This window comes from Marinobacter nauticus (assembly GCF_003634635.1).
GTDB lineage: Bacteria > Pseudomonadota > Gammaproteobacteria > Pseudomonadales > Oleiphilaceae > Marinobacter > Marinobacter nauticus.
Map to the genome: position 1 here is coordinate 1,022,253 of NZ_RBJB01000002.1, position 16,867 is coordinate 1,039,119.

13 protein-coding genes, 1 tRNA gene and 1 pseudogene are annotated in these 16,867 nt (G+C 56.8%); 8 read left to right on the forward strand and 7 right to left on the reverse strand.

Translation table 11 applies throughout. The features are described from left to right. Positions 1–39: 39 nt before the first annotated feature. Entirely contained in the window at positions 40–2,856 is a 2,817-nt protein-coding gene (locus tag C7436_RS04995) for a hypothetical protein (RefSeq protein WP_121206876.1), read from the forward strand. A gap of 63 nt (positions 2,857–2,919) precedes the next feature. Here the strand turns inward: C7436_RS04995 and C7436_RS05000 are convergent, their stop codons facing one another. Further along, a complete protein-coding gene (locus C7436_RS05000; protein ID WP_121206877.1) occupies positions 2,920–3,972 on the reverse strand; it encodes a CaiB/BaiF CoA transferase family protein in 1,053 nt (350 codons plus the stop codon). Between the two features lie 186 nt (positions 3,973–4,158). Between C7436_RS05000 and C7436_RS05005 the strand changes: the two genes are divergently transcribed. Beyond that, on the forward strand, positions 4,159–5,175 hold the full coding sequence (locus tag C7436_RS05005) for an AraC family transcriptional regulator (protein WP_121206878.1): 1,017 nt from the start codon (positions 4,159–4,161) through the stop codon (positions 5,173–5,175). Positions 5,176–5,185: 10 nt separating this feature from the next. On the opposite strand, the gene C7436_RS05010 is transcribed toward C7436_RS05005, so the two are convergent. After that, positions 5,186–6,061 (reverse strand): hypothetical protein, encoded by an 876-nt coding sequence (locus C7436_RS05010; protein ID WP_121206879.1) that lies wholly within the window; start codon positions 6,059–6,061, stop codon positions 5,186–5,188. A gap of 4 nt (positions 6,062–6,065) precedes the next feature. Continuing rightward, entirely contained in the window at positions 6,066–7,712 is a 1,647-nt protein-coding gene (rmuC, locus tag C7436_RS05015) for a DNA recombination protein RmuC (RefSeq protein WP_121206880.1), read from the reverse strand. A gap of 250 nt (positions 7,713–7,962) precedes the next feature. On the opposite strand from rmuC, the gene C7436_RS05020 reads away from it, so the two are divergent. The 4 genes from C7436_RS05020 (at position 7,963) to C7436_RS05035 (ending at position 11,748) form a co-directional block, all read left to right on the forward strand. Beyond that, positions 7,963–8,346 carry a hypothetical protein gene (locus C7436_RS05020; RefSeq protein WP_113878944.1) on the forward strand — a complete coding sequence of 128 codons (384 nt, stop codon included), beginning with the start codon at positions 7,963–7,965 and terminating at the stop codon, positions 8,344–8,346. Positions 8,347–8,478: 132 nt separating this feature from the next. Continuing rightward, a complete protein-coding gene (locus C7436_RS05025) occupies positions 8,479–9,285 on the forward strand; it encodes an ATP-dependent zinc protease family protein (RefSeq protein WP_022991663.1) in 807 nt (268 codons plus the stop codon). Next, positions 9,282–10,799, forward strand: a complete 1,518-nt coding sequence (locus C7436_RS05030; protein WP_113878943.1) for an inactive transglutaminase family protein — start codon at positions 9,282–9,284, stop codon at positions 10,797–10,799. The genes C7436_RS05025 and C7436_RS05030 overlap by 4 nt, the downstream gene beginning before the upstream one ends. Before the next feature lies 1 nt (position 10,800). Beyond that, a complete protein-coding gene (locus tag C7436_RS05035; protein ID WP_121206881.1) occupies positions 10,801–11,748 on the forward strand; it encodes an alpha-L-glutamate ligase-like protein in 948 nt (315 codons plus the stop codon). Positions 11,749–11,815: 67 nt separating this feature from the next. Here the strand turns inward: C7436_RS05035 and C7436_RS05040 are convergent, their stop codons facing one another. Beyond that, positions 11,816–13,411: a BCCT family transporter gene (locus tag C7436_RS05040; protein ID WP_121206882.1), complete on the reverse strand. Its 1,596-nt coding sequence runs from the start codon at positions 13,409–13,411 to the stop codon at positions 11,816–11,818. Between the two features lie 272 nt (positions 13,412–13,683). On the opposite strand from C7436_RS05040, the gene C7436_RS05045 reads away from it, so the two are divergent. Both C7436_RS05045 and C7436_RS05050 read left to right on the forward strand, forming a co-directional pair. Further along, positions 13,684–15,327, forward strand: a complete 1,644-nt coding sequence (locus tag C7436_RS05045) for an FMN-binding glutamate synthase family protein (protein WP_121206883.1) — start codon at positions 13,684–13,686, stop codon at positions 15,325–15,327. A 110-nt stretch (positions 15,328–15,437) separates the two neighbouring features. Continuing rightward, positions 15,438–15,514, forward strand: a tRNA-Pro gene (locus C7436_RS05050). A 90-nt stretch (positions 15,515–15,604) separates the two neighbouring features. On the opposite strand, the gene C7436_RS05055 is transcribed toward C7436_RS05050, so the two are convergent. The 3 genes and pseudogenes from C7436_RS05055 to C7436_RS18850 all read right to left on the reverse strand — a co-directional run bounded on the left by C7436_RS05055 (position 15,605) and on the right by C7436_RS18850 (position 16,863). Continuing rightward, complete coding sequence (locus C7436_RS05055) at positions 15,605–16,567, reverse strand: tyrosine-type recombinase/integrase (protein ID WP_265936659.1); 963 nt, start codon at positions 16,565–16,567, stop codon at positions 15,605–15,607. Continuing rightward, positions 16,568–16,681 (reverse strand): annotated as a pseudogene (locus C7436_RS19095) (phage integrase Arm DNA-binding domain-containing protein); the annotation flags it as partial. Further along, positions 16,678–16,863: a hypothetical protein gene (locus C7436_RS18850; protein WP_211329850.1), complete on the reverse strand. Its 186-nt coding sequence runs from the start codon at positions 16,861–16,863 to the stop codon at positions 16,678–16,680. The gene C7436_RS18850 and the pseudogene C7436_RS19095, both read right to left, overlap by 4 nt. Positions 16,864–16,867: the final 4 nt, after the last annotated feature.

Below are 16,867 nucleotides of genomic sequence, written 5' to 3' on the forward strand. Positions count from 1 at the left end.
CCGGATATAACGACACAACAACAGGAAAAGGTTCCACCCATGTTCAAGAAAACTCTAATAAGTCTTGCCGTGGCTTCTTCCCTTGGGTTGACGGGCTGTTTCAGTGGCTCTAACAGTGGGGGTAATGATAATCCCAAGCCGCAGTATTCTGCTGATTCACTGGGAAAAACCTACCCCATCTTTAACCCTGCGAAGGGCCAGTTGCCTCTGCCCAACGATTTGATTTTTGACTCCACGCAGAAAGACGGAACCTTTGGTGTTGATGACACTACTCCGCCGGTTACCACAGCGCTAAATGAGCTGTCCGGTGCTTCTACCATTGCCCCTGCTGTAATTCAGACCAGCGGGCAGCTTGATGCGTCAACCGTTATTGCCGGAAAAACAGTTCACCTCATTGAATTGGCTTACGCCAGCGGCGACCCGGTACAGGCGCTGTCTGCTGGCGAGCCACCAACTCTCGAACTCGCAATCAGCGGCCCCCAGAACATGCCGAAGATTCGCGCAGACGTTGAATCTCTCGACGGCAATTCGGCCATTCGAATCCTGCCGCTCGAACCCCTGAACCCGCAGAAGCGCTACGTGGTTCTTGTCACGACAGGGGTCAAGGACATCAATGGCGATTCGATCATTCAGGATCCGCTGTATACGAACATTACCGGCGAGGGAACAGAGGATGACCCCGGCAAAGGGCTCACCAACGGGGCTCTTCTGCCTGTCAGAACTCTCGTTAACAACCTTTGGGAGCCAATCGCTACCAACTACATCAAGGCGCTGGGTGGCTCGCTGAATGAAAGCGAGATAGCTCTGACCTACAGCTTCACAACGTCAAATGATGCGAAAGTACTGCAATACATTGCTGAGCCGGCGGCCTGGTTCGCGGATCAGATCACTACGTTCGTACGCACCAGTGCGGTGACGGCCGCTCGTCAAGGGGGCGCCTCCGCATACGCGGATCTTGCAGCCGCTGCGGACGCTGCCGTCGCACAGTTCCCACAATCGCTTCCCGAGAATCCGGCCTCGCCTCTGAACGCCGTATTCGCGCCCACTGGGCCCTGCCCGATCGCAGGCGCCGGGGATCTGGGCTCAGGAGCCATCGACTGCCTGGCAACCTCCCTCGCATCGCAGTTCCGGGAGGAGCTCCCAACACCGTTACCTGGTGTTAACCGTAACGTATTCGATGGCGCCGGCTTTACGGATGCGATCACCATCGACAACGGCACCATTCAGCCTGTTGGCCTGGTATCAGCAGTTGCTGGAAGCATTCCCGGAGCTTCCGGTGTGCTGGCCGTTCAGGGCAGCATCTCGCTCCCCTACTATCTGGGCAATACTCCCGCGGGCATCGCAGGCGGCAACGCAGTGAACTGGGTTGCAGACCAACCCCTGGCCGAATCTCTGAATACCACCTTCTCGGCGCTTGGCCTGAGCCTGCCGCAGGCCGATGCTTCCGTATCGACAGCGGTCAACTACATCTTCCCTTTCCCGCTGGAACAGAGCACTCAGGAAGTCCCGATGCTCGTTCTATACCCGAACAGCGGCAACGAACGCGGTGTGGTCATGTACCAGCACGGCATCACCACGGATCGTAGCGCAGCCCTGACCTTTGGCACGGCGTTGGCGGCTCAGGGTTACGTTGTAGTCGCTATCGACCAGCCACTGCATGGCATCACGCCATTCTCCGAGGAGGCTCAGCTCGAGCTGGCAGGTGACCTGCTGGCAGCCGGCGGAGCTCCGGAAGCGGCAATTCCCGTATATGCCCCGGTCGTTGTAGCGGGCGATACTACACGTCTCGTTAACGAGCTGGGCTTGTCTGCAGCAACCGCTCAGTCGCTCGTCAACACCGTAGCGAATGCTGGCAGTACCATCCCCGGCCTCGCGCCGGATACGTTTGAACGCCATTACGGCCTGTACGCCACCCCCGCAGGAACACCAGCGCCAATGGTTTTCGATCCAGCCAACGCCGCCGGTACCGATGGCTCCGGCAGCTTCTTCATCAACCTCCAGAATTTCCTGGCTGGCAGGGACAATATCCGTCAAAGCGTTGTTGACCAGCTGAACCTTCGCGCCACCCTGGCCGGCAGTCCGGCGGCAGGTCGTGCAGGCATGACGCTTCAGAAACCTTCAGCGGCAGGAGGAGATGACGGCACGCTGACCATCGACATCAACGATCCGGTCTACTTTGTTGGCCACTCGCTCGGCACCATCACCGGTATGCCGTTCCTGGCAGCCGCCAACGAGGATCAGATCGCTGATACCATTTTCACGGCATCTGATGGCAGCACCTCACTGCCGTCTGCGTTCAACAACATCCAGTCTGCCAGCCTGCTGACCCCAGGTGGCGGCGTAGTTCGCTTGCTTGAGAACTCACCTTCTTTCGCACCGCGCATCCTGTTCGGGCTGCAGCAGGCGGCAGGGCTTGAGCAAGGCGACGCAAACCTGGAAACGTTCTTCAACGTGTTCCAAGCTGCAATCGACTCAACGGATCCAGTGAATTTTACCGCCTCCCTTGCAGCGGGTGGGACGCCAATTCTGCTGTCAGAAGTTGCAGGAGATATCGTTATCCCAAATGCAGCTGACCAGGAACAGTGGGGTATTGATGCACTGTCTGGCACCTTCGGGCCGGAAGTAACAGGTCTGCCGGTACCAGTCACGGTGAACAGCTTCAGTGCACCACTGGCTGGCACAAAACCACTGACGATTGGACTCGGCGATGATCTGTTGACGACTTATCAGGCAGGTGATCACGGAACCCCGGTATCGGCAAATAATGATGCCGTATTTGGCGGCATGGTCTGCGAGACCCTGGTGACCTTCGGTGTTACTTTGGCGGAACTGCCCGCATTCTGCACCGCGCCCTGATAAACTCAGGCAGGCAGAATGACAAAGGGCTCCCTCAACGGGAGCCCTTTTTTGTCTGTGCCTCTAGCTGAAAACGGAACCAATCTGCTTCTGCAGATTTCCATCTCCTCGATCCCTTTCAACAACCATCCCCCTGGCCTTCAACTGCGGATGCTCTGCCGCCTCCTCAATCGTCAATACCGGCTCTACACAGGCATCCACATCGGCAAACACCTGCCGCCACTCAGCCAGTGAACGCTCCGCGATCTTCTGCTTGATAGCGGCTTTCAATTCCTGCTGATGTTCGGGCTTCTGGCTCAGGGCATAGCTTTTCAGTTCGCCCAACCCAAGGGTGTCACACAGGCGCGAAGAGAACTGCGGCTCCAGGCTCCCGACAGACAACCAGCGGCCATCTCTGGTCTGGTAATAGTCGTAGAAGGTGCCACCATTGAGCATGCCGCTTTCGGGCTTCTGAGGCTGTCCGCCTGCCAGGGCAGCAGCACCCGCCATGGCATTCAGGGCGAAGGCGGCATCGGTCATGCTGATGTCGATAAAGGCGCCCTCACCGGTTTCCTGGCGTTTGATGACGGCAGCGAGGATGCCCATCACGGCGTGATGGGAGCCTCCGGCCACGTCGGCAATCTGAATGCCCATGGGTGGTGGGCCGCTGTCGGCACGACCGCAGTGGCTGGCAACACCGGAAATAGCAAGATAGTTGATATCGTGGCCTGCCCTGTCCTTGTAAGGACCGGTCTGGCCATAGCCCGTAATGGCACAGTAAATCAGCTTGGGATTGATGGCTTTGAGTACCTCATAACCTATCCCGAGGCGGTCCATGACGCCCGGGCGAAACTGCTCCACCACGATGTCGTAGTCCTGAACCAGCTGCTTGACCCTCTCAACACTCTCGGGCTGCTTCAGGTTCAGTTGCAAGGTTTGCTTGCCGCGACCGAGGTAGGAAAAAGTCGTGCTGAATTTACCATCAAAAGGTGGCATTACCTTAGCCAGATCCACGCGATCCGGAGCTTCAATTCTGAGCACTTCCGCGCCCATATCGGCGAGCATCATGGTGGCGTAGGGTCCGGGCAGCAAGGTACTGAAATCCAGAATTTTCAGGTTAGCGAGCGGGGCTGCCATAAAGCGTCTCCTTGTTTTTGATCGGCGGCAATGACTCTGGCTCATGCTGACGGGTTTTGCAGGCCGGGCCAACTACCGGTTCCTTCATTCCTATTGACCGTTTCTTCCATCTGTTGGCAAATCATAGGCTTGCAATGTTGAGCCGGGTACTTATGATGAAGTTCGTTCTTTCTTCTGGCTGCCTCTATGTCAACACTGACAGTCTCACGACATTTTGTTGAAGCTTCCCTGTCAGGCGCCGAACGCCTGGGCCTGGACAGCCGTGCTTTGCTCCAGGAGGCCGGGATCTCGCCAGATCTTCTTCGCATTGAAATGGCAAGGGTGAGCAGTGATCAGTTCAGCAAGCTGATGCAGGTAATCTGGCAGCGCACCGGCGATGAGTTTATGGGCATGGGGCCACGCCGTGCCCGCTCCGGAACGTTCGCCACCATGTGTGCGTTGGTGGTCGGTTGCCAGACGCTGGAAGAGGTATATCAACAGGCCTTCCGGTTCTCTCGGCTGTTCGAACCGATGGTGTCCATGGAGCTTGAAATCTTCGGTGACCGTGCGCGCCTGGTCACGCGAATTGAAGGCAGCATCCACGACCCGGACTATTTTCTGCGCGAGAGCATTCTGGTGATCTGGCACCGGCTCGGCAGCTGGCTTATTGGCCAGCCCGTGGAACTGGAGAAAGCTGAGTTCGATTACCCGAGGCCAGACCACGGGGACGAATACCGGCACATTTTTCATTGTCCGCTGGCGTTCGAGTCCGACAGTACGGCATTGACCTTCAGCAAACGTTTCCTCTCAGCCCCGGTGATTCGGGACAAGCCGGAAATGCGACAATTCCTGAAAACCTCCCCGGCAGATCTGCTGTCACGACCGGATGAGAGCAACACCTGGACCGGTCGCATTCGGGGCCTGATTGGCCGTGATTTCTCCAAACCCATGCCGGATTTCGACTGGATAGCGCAAGAGCTGCACACCAGCCCGCAGACCCTCAGGCGCCGCCTGAAGCAGGAGAACACGTCGTTTCAGGAGATCAAGGATCTATTGCGGCGGGATATGGCCATCTACTATCTGGCCCATCCGGAGATGCCCATCAACGATATTGCCGAACGGGTAGGCTTTACCGAACCATCCACCTTCCATCGGGCCTTCAAGAAGTGGACGGGGGTCACCCCGGGCGCCTGGCGGGAAGGCGAACGGGGCGATCTGGTCTGAACACCCGGCCTTACGAACTTCCCTGCTGCAGGTTCCGGATCAAGCGCCCCAGAGTACGGGCAATGTCCCGGGCCTGATCGCGATTCTCCGCCAACTGGAAAAGCCTGGAGCCGTCCCGCGGATCATAAACCCAGCAGGCTCCGACCACCGGTTCACAATCCCAACGCAACTGAGGATTAACACCGAATACCGACAGAGACAGGGTTCTGCGAACGGTGGTGCCATCGGGATTGCGCTCGATGTCCTGAATACTGATATTGCCATCGTCCAGAGCCACCTGGTACTGGCGATCTGCTGGCCTGTCCAGGCGCACCACCGTTTTGTCACGCCGCCAGCCAGCGGTCTCAAGCAGAGTATTCAGATGGATGACCAGAGCCTCCCTGTCCGAGCCTGCCAGATACAGCTGGCGCAGCGTCTTCACATCCTGTTCATTCGCCGGCTCAATCACGGCCACGGGCTCGTTGGCATTGGCCTGCCCTTCGGCCAGAGCGCGAACACTGGCACGGCTGGCCTTCTCTATGTCGGTAATCAGCTTCAGGCTTTGCTGGTAATGCGTGCCCTCTGCCCCGGCCCGGGTAATGTATTGCTCCAGTGCTGAACGTGCCTCATTCAGATGATTGGCCTGCAACATGGCCCGGCCGCGATAGTAGTAATACTCGGCGGGCTTCTCTCCCTCCATGGCCTGAAGGCGGTTCAGGTACTCCCCTGCCTCACTCCAGTTCTCTGCTGCAACGGCTTCTTCAGTCGCCAGCATCAAGCGGCGAATCTCGTGTTCCGGAGCCAATGCCTGGGCGAACCCCGCCTGCAGGGCAAGAACAGAAGACAACACCAGGCCCGCAAATACCCTGTGACCAGGCAAACGCCTTTTTTTCATGGATGACAACATACCGCTACTCCTGTTGGTCCTCTGCACGGGCTTCCCCGGCGTCCGTAGGCTCCCTGTCGATGGCGGGCGTATCTCCCGGCTCATCGGCGTCTTCAGAATCGACCTCGGCGTGATCCACTATCGACTTGGGCAACTCTTTTTTAACCCTGACCCCCAGCTCCACAAACCGATTGGCCTGGGAAATCAGATTACCACGGCCCCGTGTCAGGGTATTCATGGCATTATCGTAGGTGCCCTGGGCCGTGTGTAACTGGCTTCCCAGCTTTTCCATAGCCTCGACAAACACCCGCAGCTTGTCGTAGACCGCGCCGGCGCGATCGGCAATGCGGCGGGCATTCTGGCTCTGGCGTTCATAACGCCAGATATTCTCAATGGTTCTCAGTGTCGCCAGCAGGGTGGTAGGCGTCACCACAATAATCTTCCGCTCAAATGCTTCTGCGAAGAGATTCTCGTCCTGCTGGAATGCTGCCACAAATGCCGGCTCAATGGGCATGAACAGCAGCACGAAATCGGGAGAATGCAGCCCGTTAAGCTGACTGTAATCTTTCTCGCTCAATGCACGGATGTGATTGCGAACCGCCTCAACATGCTGCTTCAGCGCCGCAGCGCGTTCTTCCTCCTGATCTGCGGTCACCCACTGCTGATAGGCCACCAACGATACTTTGGAATCAATCACCAGATTTCGCTGGTCCGGCAAATGCACGATGACATCGGGCCTCAACAACTGATTATCTTCGTCCCGGTAACTCCCCTGGGTTTCGTACTCGACCCCTTTGCGCAGGCCCGACCGTTCCAGCACCCGCTCCAGGATCAACTCACCCCAGTTGCCCTGAATTTTCTTGTCACCTTTGAGAGCGCGGGTCAGATTGGCGGCTTCTTCGGTAATTTGCCGGTTCAGCTCCTGCAACGATTTTATTTCGCTGCGAAGCGCCTGACGATCCCGGGTTTCCGTGGTGTAGACATCCTCAACCCGTTTGCGGAAATCCTGCAACTGGTCGCGGAAGGGGTTAAGCAAGGAGTCCAGGCTGGTTTTGGATTGCTGGCTGAAGCGCTCACTTTTCTGATCGAAAATCCGGTTCGCCAGGTTCTCGAATTCCTGTTTCAGTGCATCTCGATTCTTTTCCAGCAACTCCAGTTTTTCCGAGGCACTACGGCGCTCTTTATCCAGAGTGACCTGCTGCTCGCGTAACTCGACCTTCAACTGGCCTAGCTCTTCTGAGAGCGTTTCAGCCCGCTGCTGGTATTGATTGCTCTCACTTGCCAGTTGCGCAAGCCGGTCCTGTTTTGCTGTCAACTCCGAGTCCAGAGCCGCCAATCGGTTTTCCAGGGCAGCAGACTGTTGTCGCCAGTGTTCGATGCTCTGCTCCAGCTGCCCGGAGCGGGCTTTCTGCTCCTCGAGTGCCGTCCGCAGGTGTTCAACTTCCTGTTCATGCAAGGCCTGCACCTGCTCGCTATCTCTCAGTTGCCTGTCCCGGGCGTCCAGTTCCTCGCGCAAGGCAGACTCGGTGGCTTTATCCTGACGCCGACGCCACAGCAGCCAGATCATGCCCGCCAGACACAAGGCGGCACTCGCCACCAGAGCAAGGAACCAGCCTGCCAGCCATTCCGGACGTTCAGCCATGGTGAGGGTAAGCGCATCTAGCACCAGCATGTTCTCCTTGGTCTTCGTTGGTCAGTTCAGGGCATGGCCCCGGGATCAAAGCCTGACAGTCTACCGCAATGCTCACCCTTTTTTCTTGTTGGCGGAACGGTGCCACCAGGCCGGCCTCGACTGTTTGGCATTTATCAACATTGCGTCAATCCACCTATGGACGCAGAGCGTAAATTGCTCTACAACGGTTAAAAAGCACCCAACCGGAGTGCTAAAGCCGTAAACGGAAAGCTGACTGGCAGGTCGGAGCATGTTCAAGGAATTGTGGAGAAAATTCGGGTCCGATTTCCTGCAGGCTACCTGTGTGGAAGACGAAGAGACATTGTCTTCGGAAAATCAGCGCTCGGCGGAAAAGCATGTGCGGGTTTTGCCTCACATCACCCATACGGGCGAGTTTCACCTTGAGCGACTGACCCAGTTGCTGAAAAGCCGTTATGGAAAGAGCTTCACGGTGCCGACAGACACCACCTCCAGCGACCGTGCGCTCAAAGAAGTCATTTCCTTTGCTGCGCGCATTCAGGACCAGGATATTCAGCGGGAGCTGCTACTGTTCTACCTGAATTGTTCCCCGGTCATCCAGGAGTACCTGAGATCCGAGACGCCGCTGGGCCAGGGGCCTTTCCTGGGCCGGTAAAGATGCGCCTTAACCATCTGTAAAGTCACCACACAGGTACGTTGTAGTATACTCTCCCGCCTGATTGACAACACATCCAATGGCTGAGGCATCCATTGCCAATAATTCTCACGGCCGGTTCAGGGGATATTCATGGGGTCCAGTGTTTCGCAAACCCGCTCATTGTTCGCAGTTGCCTTAACAGGGCTGGCAGTCGCACTTTCTGGTTGCGCTTCCGATCGTTATTTCATGGTACCGAAAGAGAATATTGAAGAGGTGCGAGCCTCGGTCCAAAGCCAGCGTGCGACCCTTGTTACCATGGAGCAGAATGCCGGTGTAAGGCACGAAAAGCTCCTGCAGCAGAATCAGGATTCTACCCAGACCATTCTTCAGGCCATTGCCACTCAGGTTGAAAAGCCATCGTGCCCACCACCAAAGGCAGCACCTACCTGCCCCGCTTCCCGCGAAGATAAAGGCCGGGCGGATCGCCTCAAAGGCAAAGTCGTTGTCGGTGAGGTCGAAAAGTTTTTCCTGGCTGGCCCCGACCATGTCTATACCGCCCGAATCGACAGTGGCGCGGAAACCTCTTCCATACACGCCCGTAACGTCCAGCGTTTTGAACGGGATGGCAGCAACTGGGTACGCTTTGAAGTGCCCGTTCCCGGTACTGAGGATGCCGAGTGGGTAGCCATGGAGAAAGAAATCTCCAGGCGCGTGAAGATTATCCAGTCCAGTGCCGATGAGTCAGAGCGACGGGTCGTGGTGGAGCTTCAGTTTGCCATCGGCGACCACCAGCAGGTAGCTGAGTTTACGTTGGCCGACCGGACAAATCTGACTTACGAAGTCCTGATTGGCCGCAACGTATTGCGAGACGTCATGTTGATCGATGTCGGCAAGGAATTCGCAACAGAGCTGCCCGAATCCTACCTTGAACAAGCGGCAAACGGAGAGGAAGAATGACGGTACGCTCCCGGGTCCCGTTTTACGTGTTTGTCTTCCTGTTGATTGCGGCAGGGATAGCGATCGCCACCTGGCGCCATCTGGAACTGGGTATTCCGTGGATGACCGGTGAACAACGTCCGGTCTGGATGATTGAGGCGCGAGTCGATTTTGAGGGCCAGAACAGCCCGGCTGAAGTGAGCCTGCACATCCCGGAGCAACCGCCCGGCTTCCGTATCCTGACGGAGCAGGCCGCCTCGCCCGGCTACGGCTTCTCAATTCTGGATAGCAACAGCGGGCGCAGAGCCCAGTGGACAAAACGAGACGTCGCCGGTCCTCAGACTCTCTATTTCAAAGCACAGTTTGTGCCCGATGAAGACGTGATCCACACTCCGCCAGTGCGTAAACCCCGGGCATTGACGGTTTTCTGGGAGGAGCCCCAGGCCACCGCCGTAAGAGAGCTCCTGACCCAGGCTTCCGAGCGATCCAGTTCCCCGGAGAGCATGACCCGCGAGCTGATCCGCCTGATGCAGCCAGACAACCGCACCCAGAACACAACACTACTGGTATCCGACGACAACTATCTGCAACTGTTGGTAAAGATGCTGAACCACGCTGGCATCGCTGCGCGCACCGCAGATGCCCTGAAGCTTGAGGATGCCCGCCGTCGCCAGCAGCTGGTGCCATTTCTGCAGATATACAACGGCAAGCGCTGGCTTACCTTCGACCCGCGCACCGCAGAACAAGGTGTACCGGAAAACCTGTTGCTCTGGCGACAGGGGGCTGATTCCCTCCTCGACGTGGTGGGTGGCGACGACTCCCAGGTAAGTTTTTCCATGCTGCGGCAGACTGTACCGGCGCTGCAACTGGCAACGCTTGAGTCCAATGCCAATGGGCTTAGTGTGCTCGGTTTCTACCAGCTACCCATTGAAGAACAGAGCATGTTCCGAATGCTGCTGTTGCTCCCCATCGGCGCCCTGATTGTTGCCTTCATGCGGATTGTCATTGGCATCCGGACATCGGGCACCTTCATGCCGGTCCTGATTGCCGTGGCCTTTGTACAGACCACTCTGGTGCCAGGGCTGATCGCATTTCTGTCCGTTGTAGCCATTGGCCTGCTGTTGCGCGGCTATCTTTCCAGCCTGAACCTGCTGCTGGTATCACGCATATCGGCGTTGATCATTCTGGTGATCTTCATCACCGCAGGGCTCAGCATCATTGGCTACCAGATGGGCTTTAACACCGGCATGACCGTCACCTTCTTCCCCATGGTGATCATCGCCTGGACCATCGAACGTATGTCCATTCTCTGGGAAGAGGAAGGCGCCCGCGAAGTGCTTGTGCAGGGGTCAGGCAGTCTGTTTGTGGCCATCTGCGCCTACCTGGCCATGAGTACACCGCTGGCTGGCCACCTCACCTTCAACTTCCCGGAGTTACATCTGGTTATTCTCGGGCTGATCCTGCTGATGGGTCAGTACACCGGCTACAAGCTCAGCGAGCTCAAGCGGTTTACCCCGATGAAGGCCTACGACTGATATGGACTGGATCTCTCCACGCAGGCTGAAAAATCTCGGGATGCTGAACATGAACCGGCGCAATGTAGATTACATTGCCCGGTACAATGATCGCACCTCCTACCCGCTGGTGGACAACAAGCTGAAAACCAAGCTGGCGGTCAGCGAATACGGCGTAAAAACCCCCAAGCTGCTGCAGGTGGTTCGCCAGCAACACGAAATCTCCCATTTTCGGGAAATGGCAGAGGATCTGGCCGGTTTCGCCATCAAGCCAGCAAAAGGCTCTGGCGGCAAGGGCATTACCGTGATTACCGGGCGAGACGGCGACGACTTTATCAAGGCCTCCAGCGCCCGCATTTCCGTCGCCATGCTGGAGCGTCACCTCACCAACATTCTGGCTGGCCTGTATTCCCTTGCCGGTACCCCGGATGTTGCCATTGTTGAAAATCTGGTTCAGTCCTCCCCGGCACTCGCCAAGTACTCCTTCCAGGGCGTACCCGACATCCGGATCGTGGTGTTTCAGGGATATCCCGTCATGGCTATGCTCCGGCTGGCAACCACCGCGTCCGACGGTAAAGCCAACCTGCACCAGGGGGCTGTTGGCGTCGGGCTGGATATCGGCTCTGGCCAGAGCCTGAACGCAGTTCAGTTCAATCGGCCGATTACCCTGCACCCGGACACCGGACTGGCTCTGGAGAATATCCAGATTGAAGACTGGGAAAACATGCTGGAAATGGCAGCCCGATGCTATGAGGCCACCGGCCTGGGATATATGGGCGTAGACCTGGTGGTGGACGCCAACGAAGGCCCTCTTCTGCTCGAACTGAACGCCCGGCCCGGACTGGCCATTCAGATGGCCAACGGCTGCGGCCTGTTACCCAGGCTCAACGCGATCGAGAGCCTCAAGCGCCCGCATTTCAGCCCCAGAGAGCGAGCGCTGTTTGCCATGGAAAGCTTTGCCCGGCGCTGACAATCAGTGTTTGGGCATAAAAAAACCGGAGCTGATGTAGCTCCGGTTTTTTGTTCAGACCCGCTGATCAGGAGGCCAGCTCACCCCTTTGCAGGAGCAACTTCCTCTCATGGGTCAGGCCTTTCAACAAGCCCCAGGTCATCAGTAGAAGTATTGCCGTGAAGGGCAACCCGGCACTGATGGCCACGGCCTGGATCGCGCCCAGAGCGTCTTCGCCACCGCCGAAGATCAACGCCGCCGCAATGGCACCTTCCATGACCACCCAGAATACACGCTGAGCCGTCGGGGCATCGGTTTTGCCGCCAGCAGTGATGCTGTCGATCACCAGCGAGCCGGAATCCGACGAGGTTACGAAGAACACCAGCACCAGGATAATACCGACGAACGAGACAATGCCGGTCCAGGGCAGCTGCTCAAACATCTGGAAGGTCGCCAGAGAAACCTCGGTCAGCCCTTTGTCTGCGAGCACACCAACGCCTTGCTGGATCTGTTCCAGTGCCGTGCCACCGAAACCACTCATCCATACGGTGGTGATCAAGGTCGGGATAATCAGAACCGCAGTGACAAACTCACGTACTGTCCGGCCTTTTGAAACCCGCGCGATAAACATACCTACGAACGGTGACCAGGAAATCCACCAGGCCCAGTAGAATACAGTCCAGCCCTGGAACCACGCCTCGTCTTCACGACCAAACGGATTACTCAGCGGCACAATGTTGGCCACGTAGGTGGAAGAGGTTACCCAGATGGTCTCCAGAATGGTCATGGTTGGACCGGCGAAGATCACGAAGAACAACACGATGCCCGCAGTCGCCATGTTGATGTTACTGAGCACCTTCACGCCGCCGTCCAGGCCACGCAGCACGGAAATGAGCGCCAAGGCCGTAACGCCAACAATGATAGCCATCTGCACATTGGTGCCAGAACCTACCTGAAACAGGTAATCCAGGCCGGAGGCAGCCTGCTGGGCACCAAAGCCAAGTGACGTGGCCAGACCAAAGATGGTGGCCACAACCGCGAGGACATCAATGATGTGTCCCGGCCAGCCCCACACCTTGTCTTTCAGCAGTGGGAAAAACGCGGAACGGATGGTCAGTGGCATGTTCTTGTTGAACGCAAAGAACGCCAGAGACAGGGCCACGATGGCGTAGATTGCCCAGGGGTGCAGCCCCCAGTGATAAAGGGTTGCTCCCATCGCCAGATCACGCGCTTCGGGAGAGTTGGCAGCCACGTTGAAGGGGGTTTCGTACCAGCCTGTATAGTAGGCCACCGGCTCGGCCACGGCCCAGAACATCAGGCCGATCCCCATTCCGGCTGCGAACAGCATGGCAAACCAGGACATGGTTGAGAATTCGGGCGTTGCATCCTGTCCGCCCAGCCGGATCTTGCCCACCGGCATGAAGATCAGCGCAAGGCTGACAACCACGAAAATGTTGGCGCTGAGCAGGAAGAACCAGTCAAAACTGGCAATAATGTCCCACTTGGCCCCATCAAGAGTCTCCTTCGCCGCTGCCGGAAACATCAGGGTTCCGATAACGAACAGAACCACAATGATGGCCGCTACCGGGAAAACCCAGTTATGAAGATCCAGGCCGAACGGATTGATATTATCCTGGCCTGCGACGTAATCCGTCTGATATTCGTCTTTCACTACCTCGCCCACGTTGGCGCCTCCTGGTCTGGTGTGATCACTGAATATGCTGAGTGAATGGATAACGCAATGAACAATCATTCATACGTTACAAGCCGGTCATTTTATTACTTTGAACTCAAAACATCAAAAGCAAGAAAAATGCCTTTTTTATCTACATCAGCATAGCCCAGATTTTGCAGAGGCAAAGATTGTTCCCTGAAACAGGTCTACTACCCGGACAGGTGACGTAGTTATACTGCAAGGTTTCTCCGGCACCCGCCCGACAGCAATCAGAGGTATTCATGGAAAAAACCACCACCTTCCCTTTGCGCTATTCTGCTTATGTCCTCAGCATCGCCGGGCTGCTGGTGTCGTTACCGGTAACGCTTTGGCTTGGAGCAGGCTATCTGTTTCCGGTGATTTTTGGTGCGCTCACAGCCCTCGGCACCTGGGATTTACTGCAGCGAAAGCATACTGTTAGCCGAAACTATCCCATCATGGCCAACTTCCGGTATCTGTTTGAGTCCATCGGCCCGGAGATCAGGCAGTACTTTATCCAGTCCGATACGGAGGAGCGGCCCTTCTCGCGGGAACAGCGCACTATTATCTACCAGCGGGCGAAGAACGTGCTCGACAAGCGACCATTCGGCTCACAGTTAGGCATGTACGAGGAGGGCTTTGAATGGATGAACCACTCGCTCACCCCAACCCGACTCGACAGCAGTAACTTCAGGATTCTGATCGGCAAAAACTGCGAGAAACCTTACAGTGCCAGCGTTTTCAATATCTCCGCCATGAGCTTTGGCTCACTCTCCGCCAACGCCATTCTCAGCCTGAACACCGGTGCAAAGAAGGGCGGCTTCTACCACGATACGGGGGAAGGATCGATCTCCCGCTACCATCGGGAACCCGGTGGAGATCTGGTCTGGGAAATCGGTTCCGGCTATTTCGGTTGCCGGCATCCCGACGGCTCCTTCAATGCCGAGATGTTCGAAAGGAATGCCACTCTGGACCAGGTCAAAATGATAGAGGTCAAACTATCTCAAGGGGCAAAACCAGGCCACGGTGGCATTTTGCCTGGAGCAAAAGTGACCCCCGAAATTGCCGAAGCCCGAGGCGTTCAGGTTGGCGAAGATTGCATCTCCCCCGCCAGCCATTCCGCCTTTTCCACCCCCATTGAACTGCTGGAATTCCTCGAACAGCTGCGAAGCCTCTCCGGCGGCAAACCGGTCGGCTTCAAGCTCGCCATTGGCCACCCCTGGGAATGGTTCGCCATCGTTAAGGCCATGCTGAAGACAGGCAAAAAGCCCGATTTCATCGTGGTTGATGGCGGCGAAGGCGGCACCGGTGCGGCGCCACTGGAGTTCATCAATCGCCTTGGCATGCCGATGACAGAGGCTCTGCTTCTGGTTCATAACACACTGGTGGGCACTCACCTGCGCGAAGACATCGCCATTGGCGCCGCAGGCAAGATTACGTCCGCGTTCAATATTGCCCGCACCCTTGCTCTGGGAGCGGACTGGTGTAATTCCGCCAGGGGCTACATGTTTTCCCTGGGCTGCATCCAGGCATTGAATTGTCATACCGGCCGCTGTCCCAGCGGGGTCGCAACACAGGATCCGCGTCGTGGCAATAAACTGGACGTCCCCTTGAAAAGCGAGCGGGTATTCAACTTCCATAAGAACACCCTGGATGCCCTCCAGAATCTGCTTGAGGCCTCGGGGCTCCGGCATCCCTCTGAGCTTGGCCCGGAGCACATCGTCCGTCGCGTCTCCAAAACCGAAGTGCATAGCTATCTGGACCTGTTTCCGTTCCTCGAACCGGGAGCACTGCTTGAGGGCAAAACTGGCCTGAGGGTCTTCGACAAGTACTGGGAAAGCGCTCAACCGGATACCTTCGAACCGCCGGAATTCATCCTGGCACTGCGGGAGACCAAGTTACGTTGATTTCGAGAGAAATTCGCCAGCCCGGTGTTTATTTTTAGACTGGGCTGGTGTAGACTTCGCTCCCGCTAAGCCACTGAGATAAACCTTGTTTCTCGGCAGCTTGCAGTTTACGGGGCGTAGCGCAGCTTGGTAGCGCACTTGCATGGGGTGCAAGGGGTCGTAGGTTCAAATCCTACCGTCCCGACCAGAATTCCCCGAAAAGGCAGACACTTAAAAGGCGTCTGCCTTTTTTCGTTTTGGGCCAACCAAAATACAACCAATAGAAAACCAAAACCCCCTACTCTGCAGCAACCTCTACCCACCGAATTTCATCGTGTCCTGAGTCATAGTTGCTGGTCATTTTTGCACTGGCATGGCCAGCCAGTTGTTGCGGGTCTACTCCCTTGTCCCGATAGTTCTTGATGCCCAGCGCCCGGATCTCGTGGAACGTTGGCAGCTCACTTTCCGGTACGCCGTCGAACAAGCCGGATTCGTCCCGAGCTTCAGCGAATGCCCTGGTAATCATCTGAGGGCGAACCTGTGTCCAGTGATCCATGCCCTCCCGATCTTTCACTTTACGCTCAGGCCTGCGATGCACCAGGTACGGACTGGCCAGATCGTCACGGCACCGCCGGATAACCTTCTTCAGCTTCGGACCAATGCTGATGGCCAAATAGCCGGTGTCGTACTTCTCCGTTTTCTCCTGCACCACGTACAGCTTTTCGTCACGGATATTGTCGAACTTCATCCGCGACACATCACCCCGGCGCTGCAGCGTAATAAGAGCAAGATCCATGGCGTTCTGAGCCCATGCCGGGCAAAGCGCGTGGATGGTGTCGTACTGCGCCTGGGTGAGACGCCGGCGGGCTTTCTTTTCTCTGCGCTTCAGCGTGGCCTCGGCTGGATTATCGGACCGGAGCCCCCTGCTCACTGCCACCCTGAACAGGCCAACAGCCACCTGCCGAATCTGGTTCGCGGATCGCGGCGAATACTTTTCCAGTAGCTCGGCGATGTCCTGAACGCTCACGTCCTCGACCGCCACATCGCCCATGGCAGCTTCCAGCTTTCGAGCCTGGACCCGGTACATTTCCAGAGTGCTCGGCTTGTATTCCCGCTCCGGAGCGATGTTTTCAAAAAACCATTTGATGTGCTGGCTGATCGTCACGTTGCCCAACACCTTCGCCACCAGGTCATTCTCTGGCATCAGGTGCGCGTTCAGTTCCTTGGCAGCCGCGATGGCCTGGGCCTTATTGGACCCCATACCGTGGAACTTTCCGGTGACCGGGTGACGGTATTGGTATGACTTGCCACCGTTGTTCGGATACAGATTCGGTGGTAAAGCTCTGTTCTTCGGTCTGCGAGGCCGTGGACTCATGCTGCCAGCACCCTATTCACCAGCGGGTTATTCGATACCTTGAGTCTGTCCAGATCCACATAGTAGATGGTTCCGATACGCTGACCGGGAAGCTCGCCTTCGTCGATGCACTTTTTCAGCGTCTTCATGTCCGGCTCACTCCCCTTCTCAAAGTACCGAGTCCGGAACTGTGTTGCTTTCATGAGT

Bases quoted from the DNA above. Each gene is read 5' to 3' on its own strand.
- C7436_RS05025 (WP_022991663.1), top strand. From the start codon at position 8,479: ATGGGGTCCAGTGTTTCGCAAACCCGCTCATTGTTCGCAGTTGCCTTA.
- C7436_RS05055 (WP_265936659.1), bottom strand. From the start codon at position 16,567: ATGGGGTCCAATAAGGCCCAGGCCATCGCGGCTGCCAAGGAACTGAAC.
- C7436_RS05005 (WP_121206878.1), top strand. From the start codon at position 4,159: ATGTCAACACTGACAGTCTCACGACATTTTGTTGAAGCTTCCCTGTCA.
- C7436_RS05030 (WP_113878943.1), top strand. From the start codon at position 9,282: ATGACGGTACGCTCCCGGGTCCCGTTTTACGTGTTTGTCTTCCTGTTG.
- C7436_RS05045 (WP_121206883.1), top strand. From the start codon at position 13,684: ATGGAAAAAACCACCACCTTCCCTTTGCGCTATTCTGCTTATGTCCTC.
- C7436_RS05000 (WP_121206877.1), bottom strand. From the start codon at position 3,972: ATGGCAGCCCCGCTCGCTAACCTGAAAATTCTGGATTTCAGTACCTTG.
- C7436_RS05020 (WP_113878944.1), top strand. From the start codon at position 7,963: ATGTTCAAGGAATTGTGGAGAAAATTCGGGTCCGATTTCCTGCAGGCT.
- C7436_RS18850 (WP_211329850.1), bottom strand. From the start codon at position 16,863: ATGAAAGCAACACAGTTCCGGACTCGGTACTTTGAGAAGGGGAGTGAG.
- C7436_RS05010 (WP_121206879.1), bottom strand. From the start codon at position 6,061: ATGTTGTCATCCATGAAAAAAAGGCGTTTGCCTGGTCACAGGGTATTT.
- C7436_RS05035 (WP_121206881.1), top strand. From the start codon at position 10,801: ATGGACTGGATCTCTCCACGCAGGCTGAAAAATCTCGGGATGCTGAAC.
- rmuC (WP_121206880.1), bottom strand. From the start codon at position 7,712: ATGCTGGTGCTAGATGCGCTTACCCTCACCATGGCTGAACGTCCGGAA.
- C7436_RS04995 (WP_121206876.1), top strand. From the start codon at position 40: ATGTTCAAGAAAACTCTAATAAGTCTTGCCGTGGCTTCTTCCCTTGGG.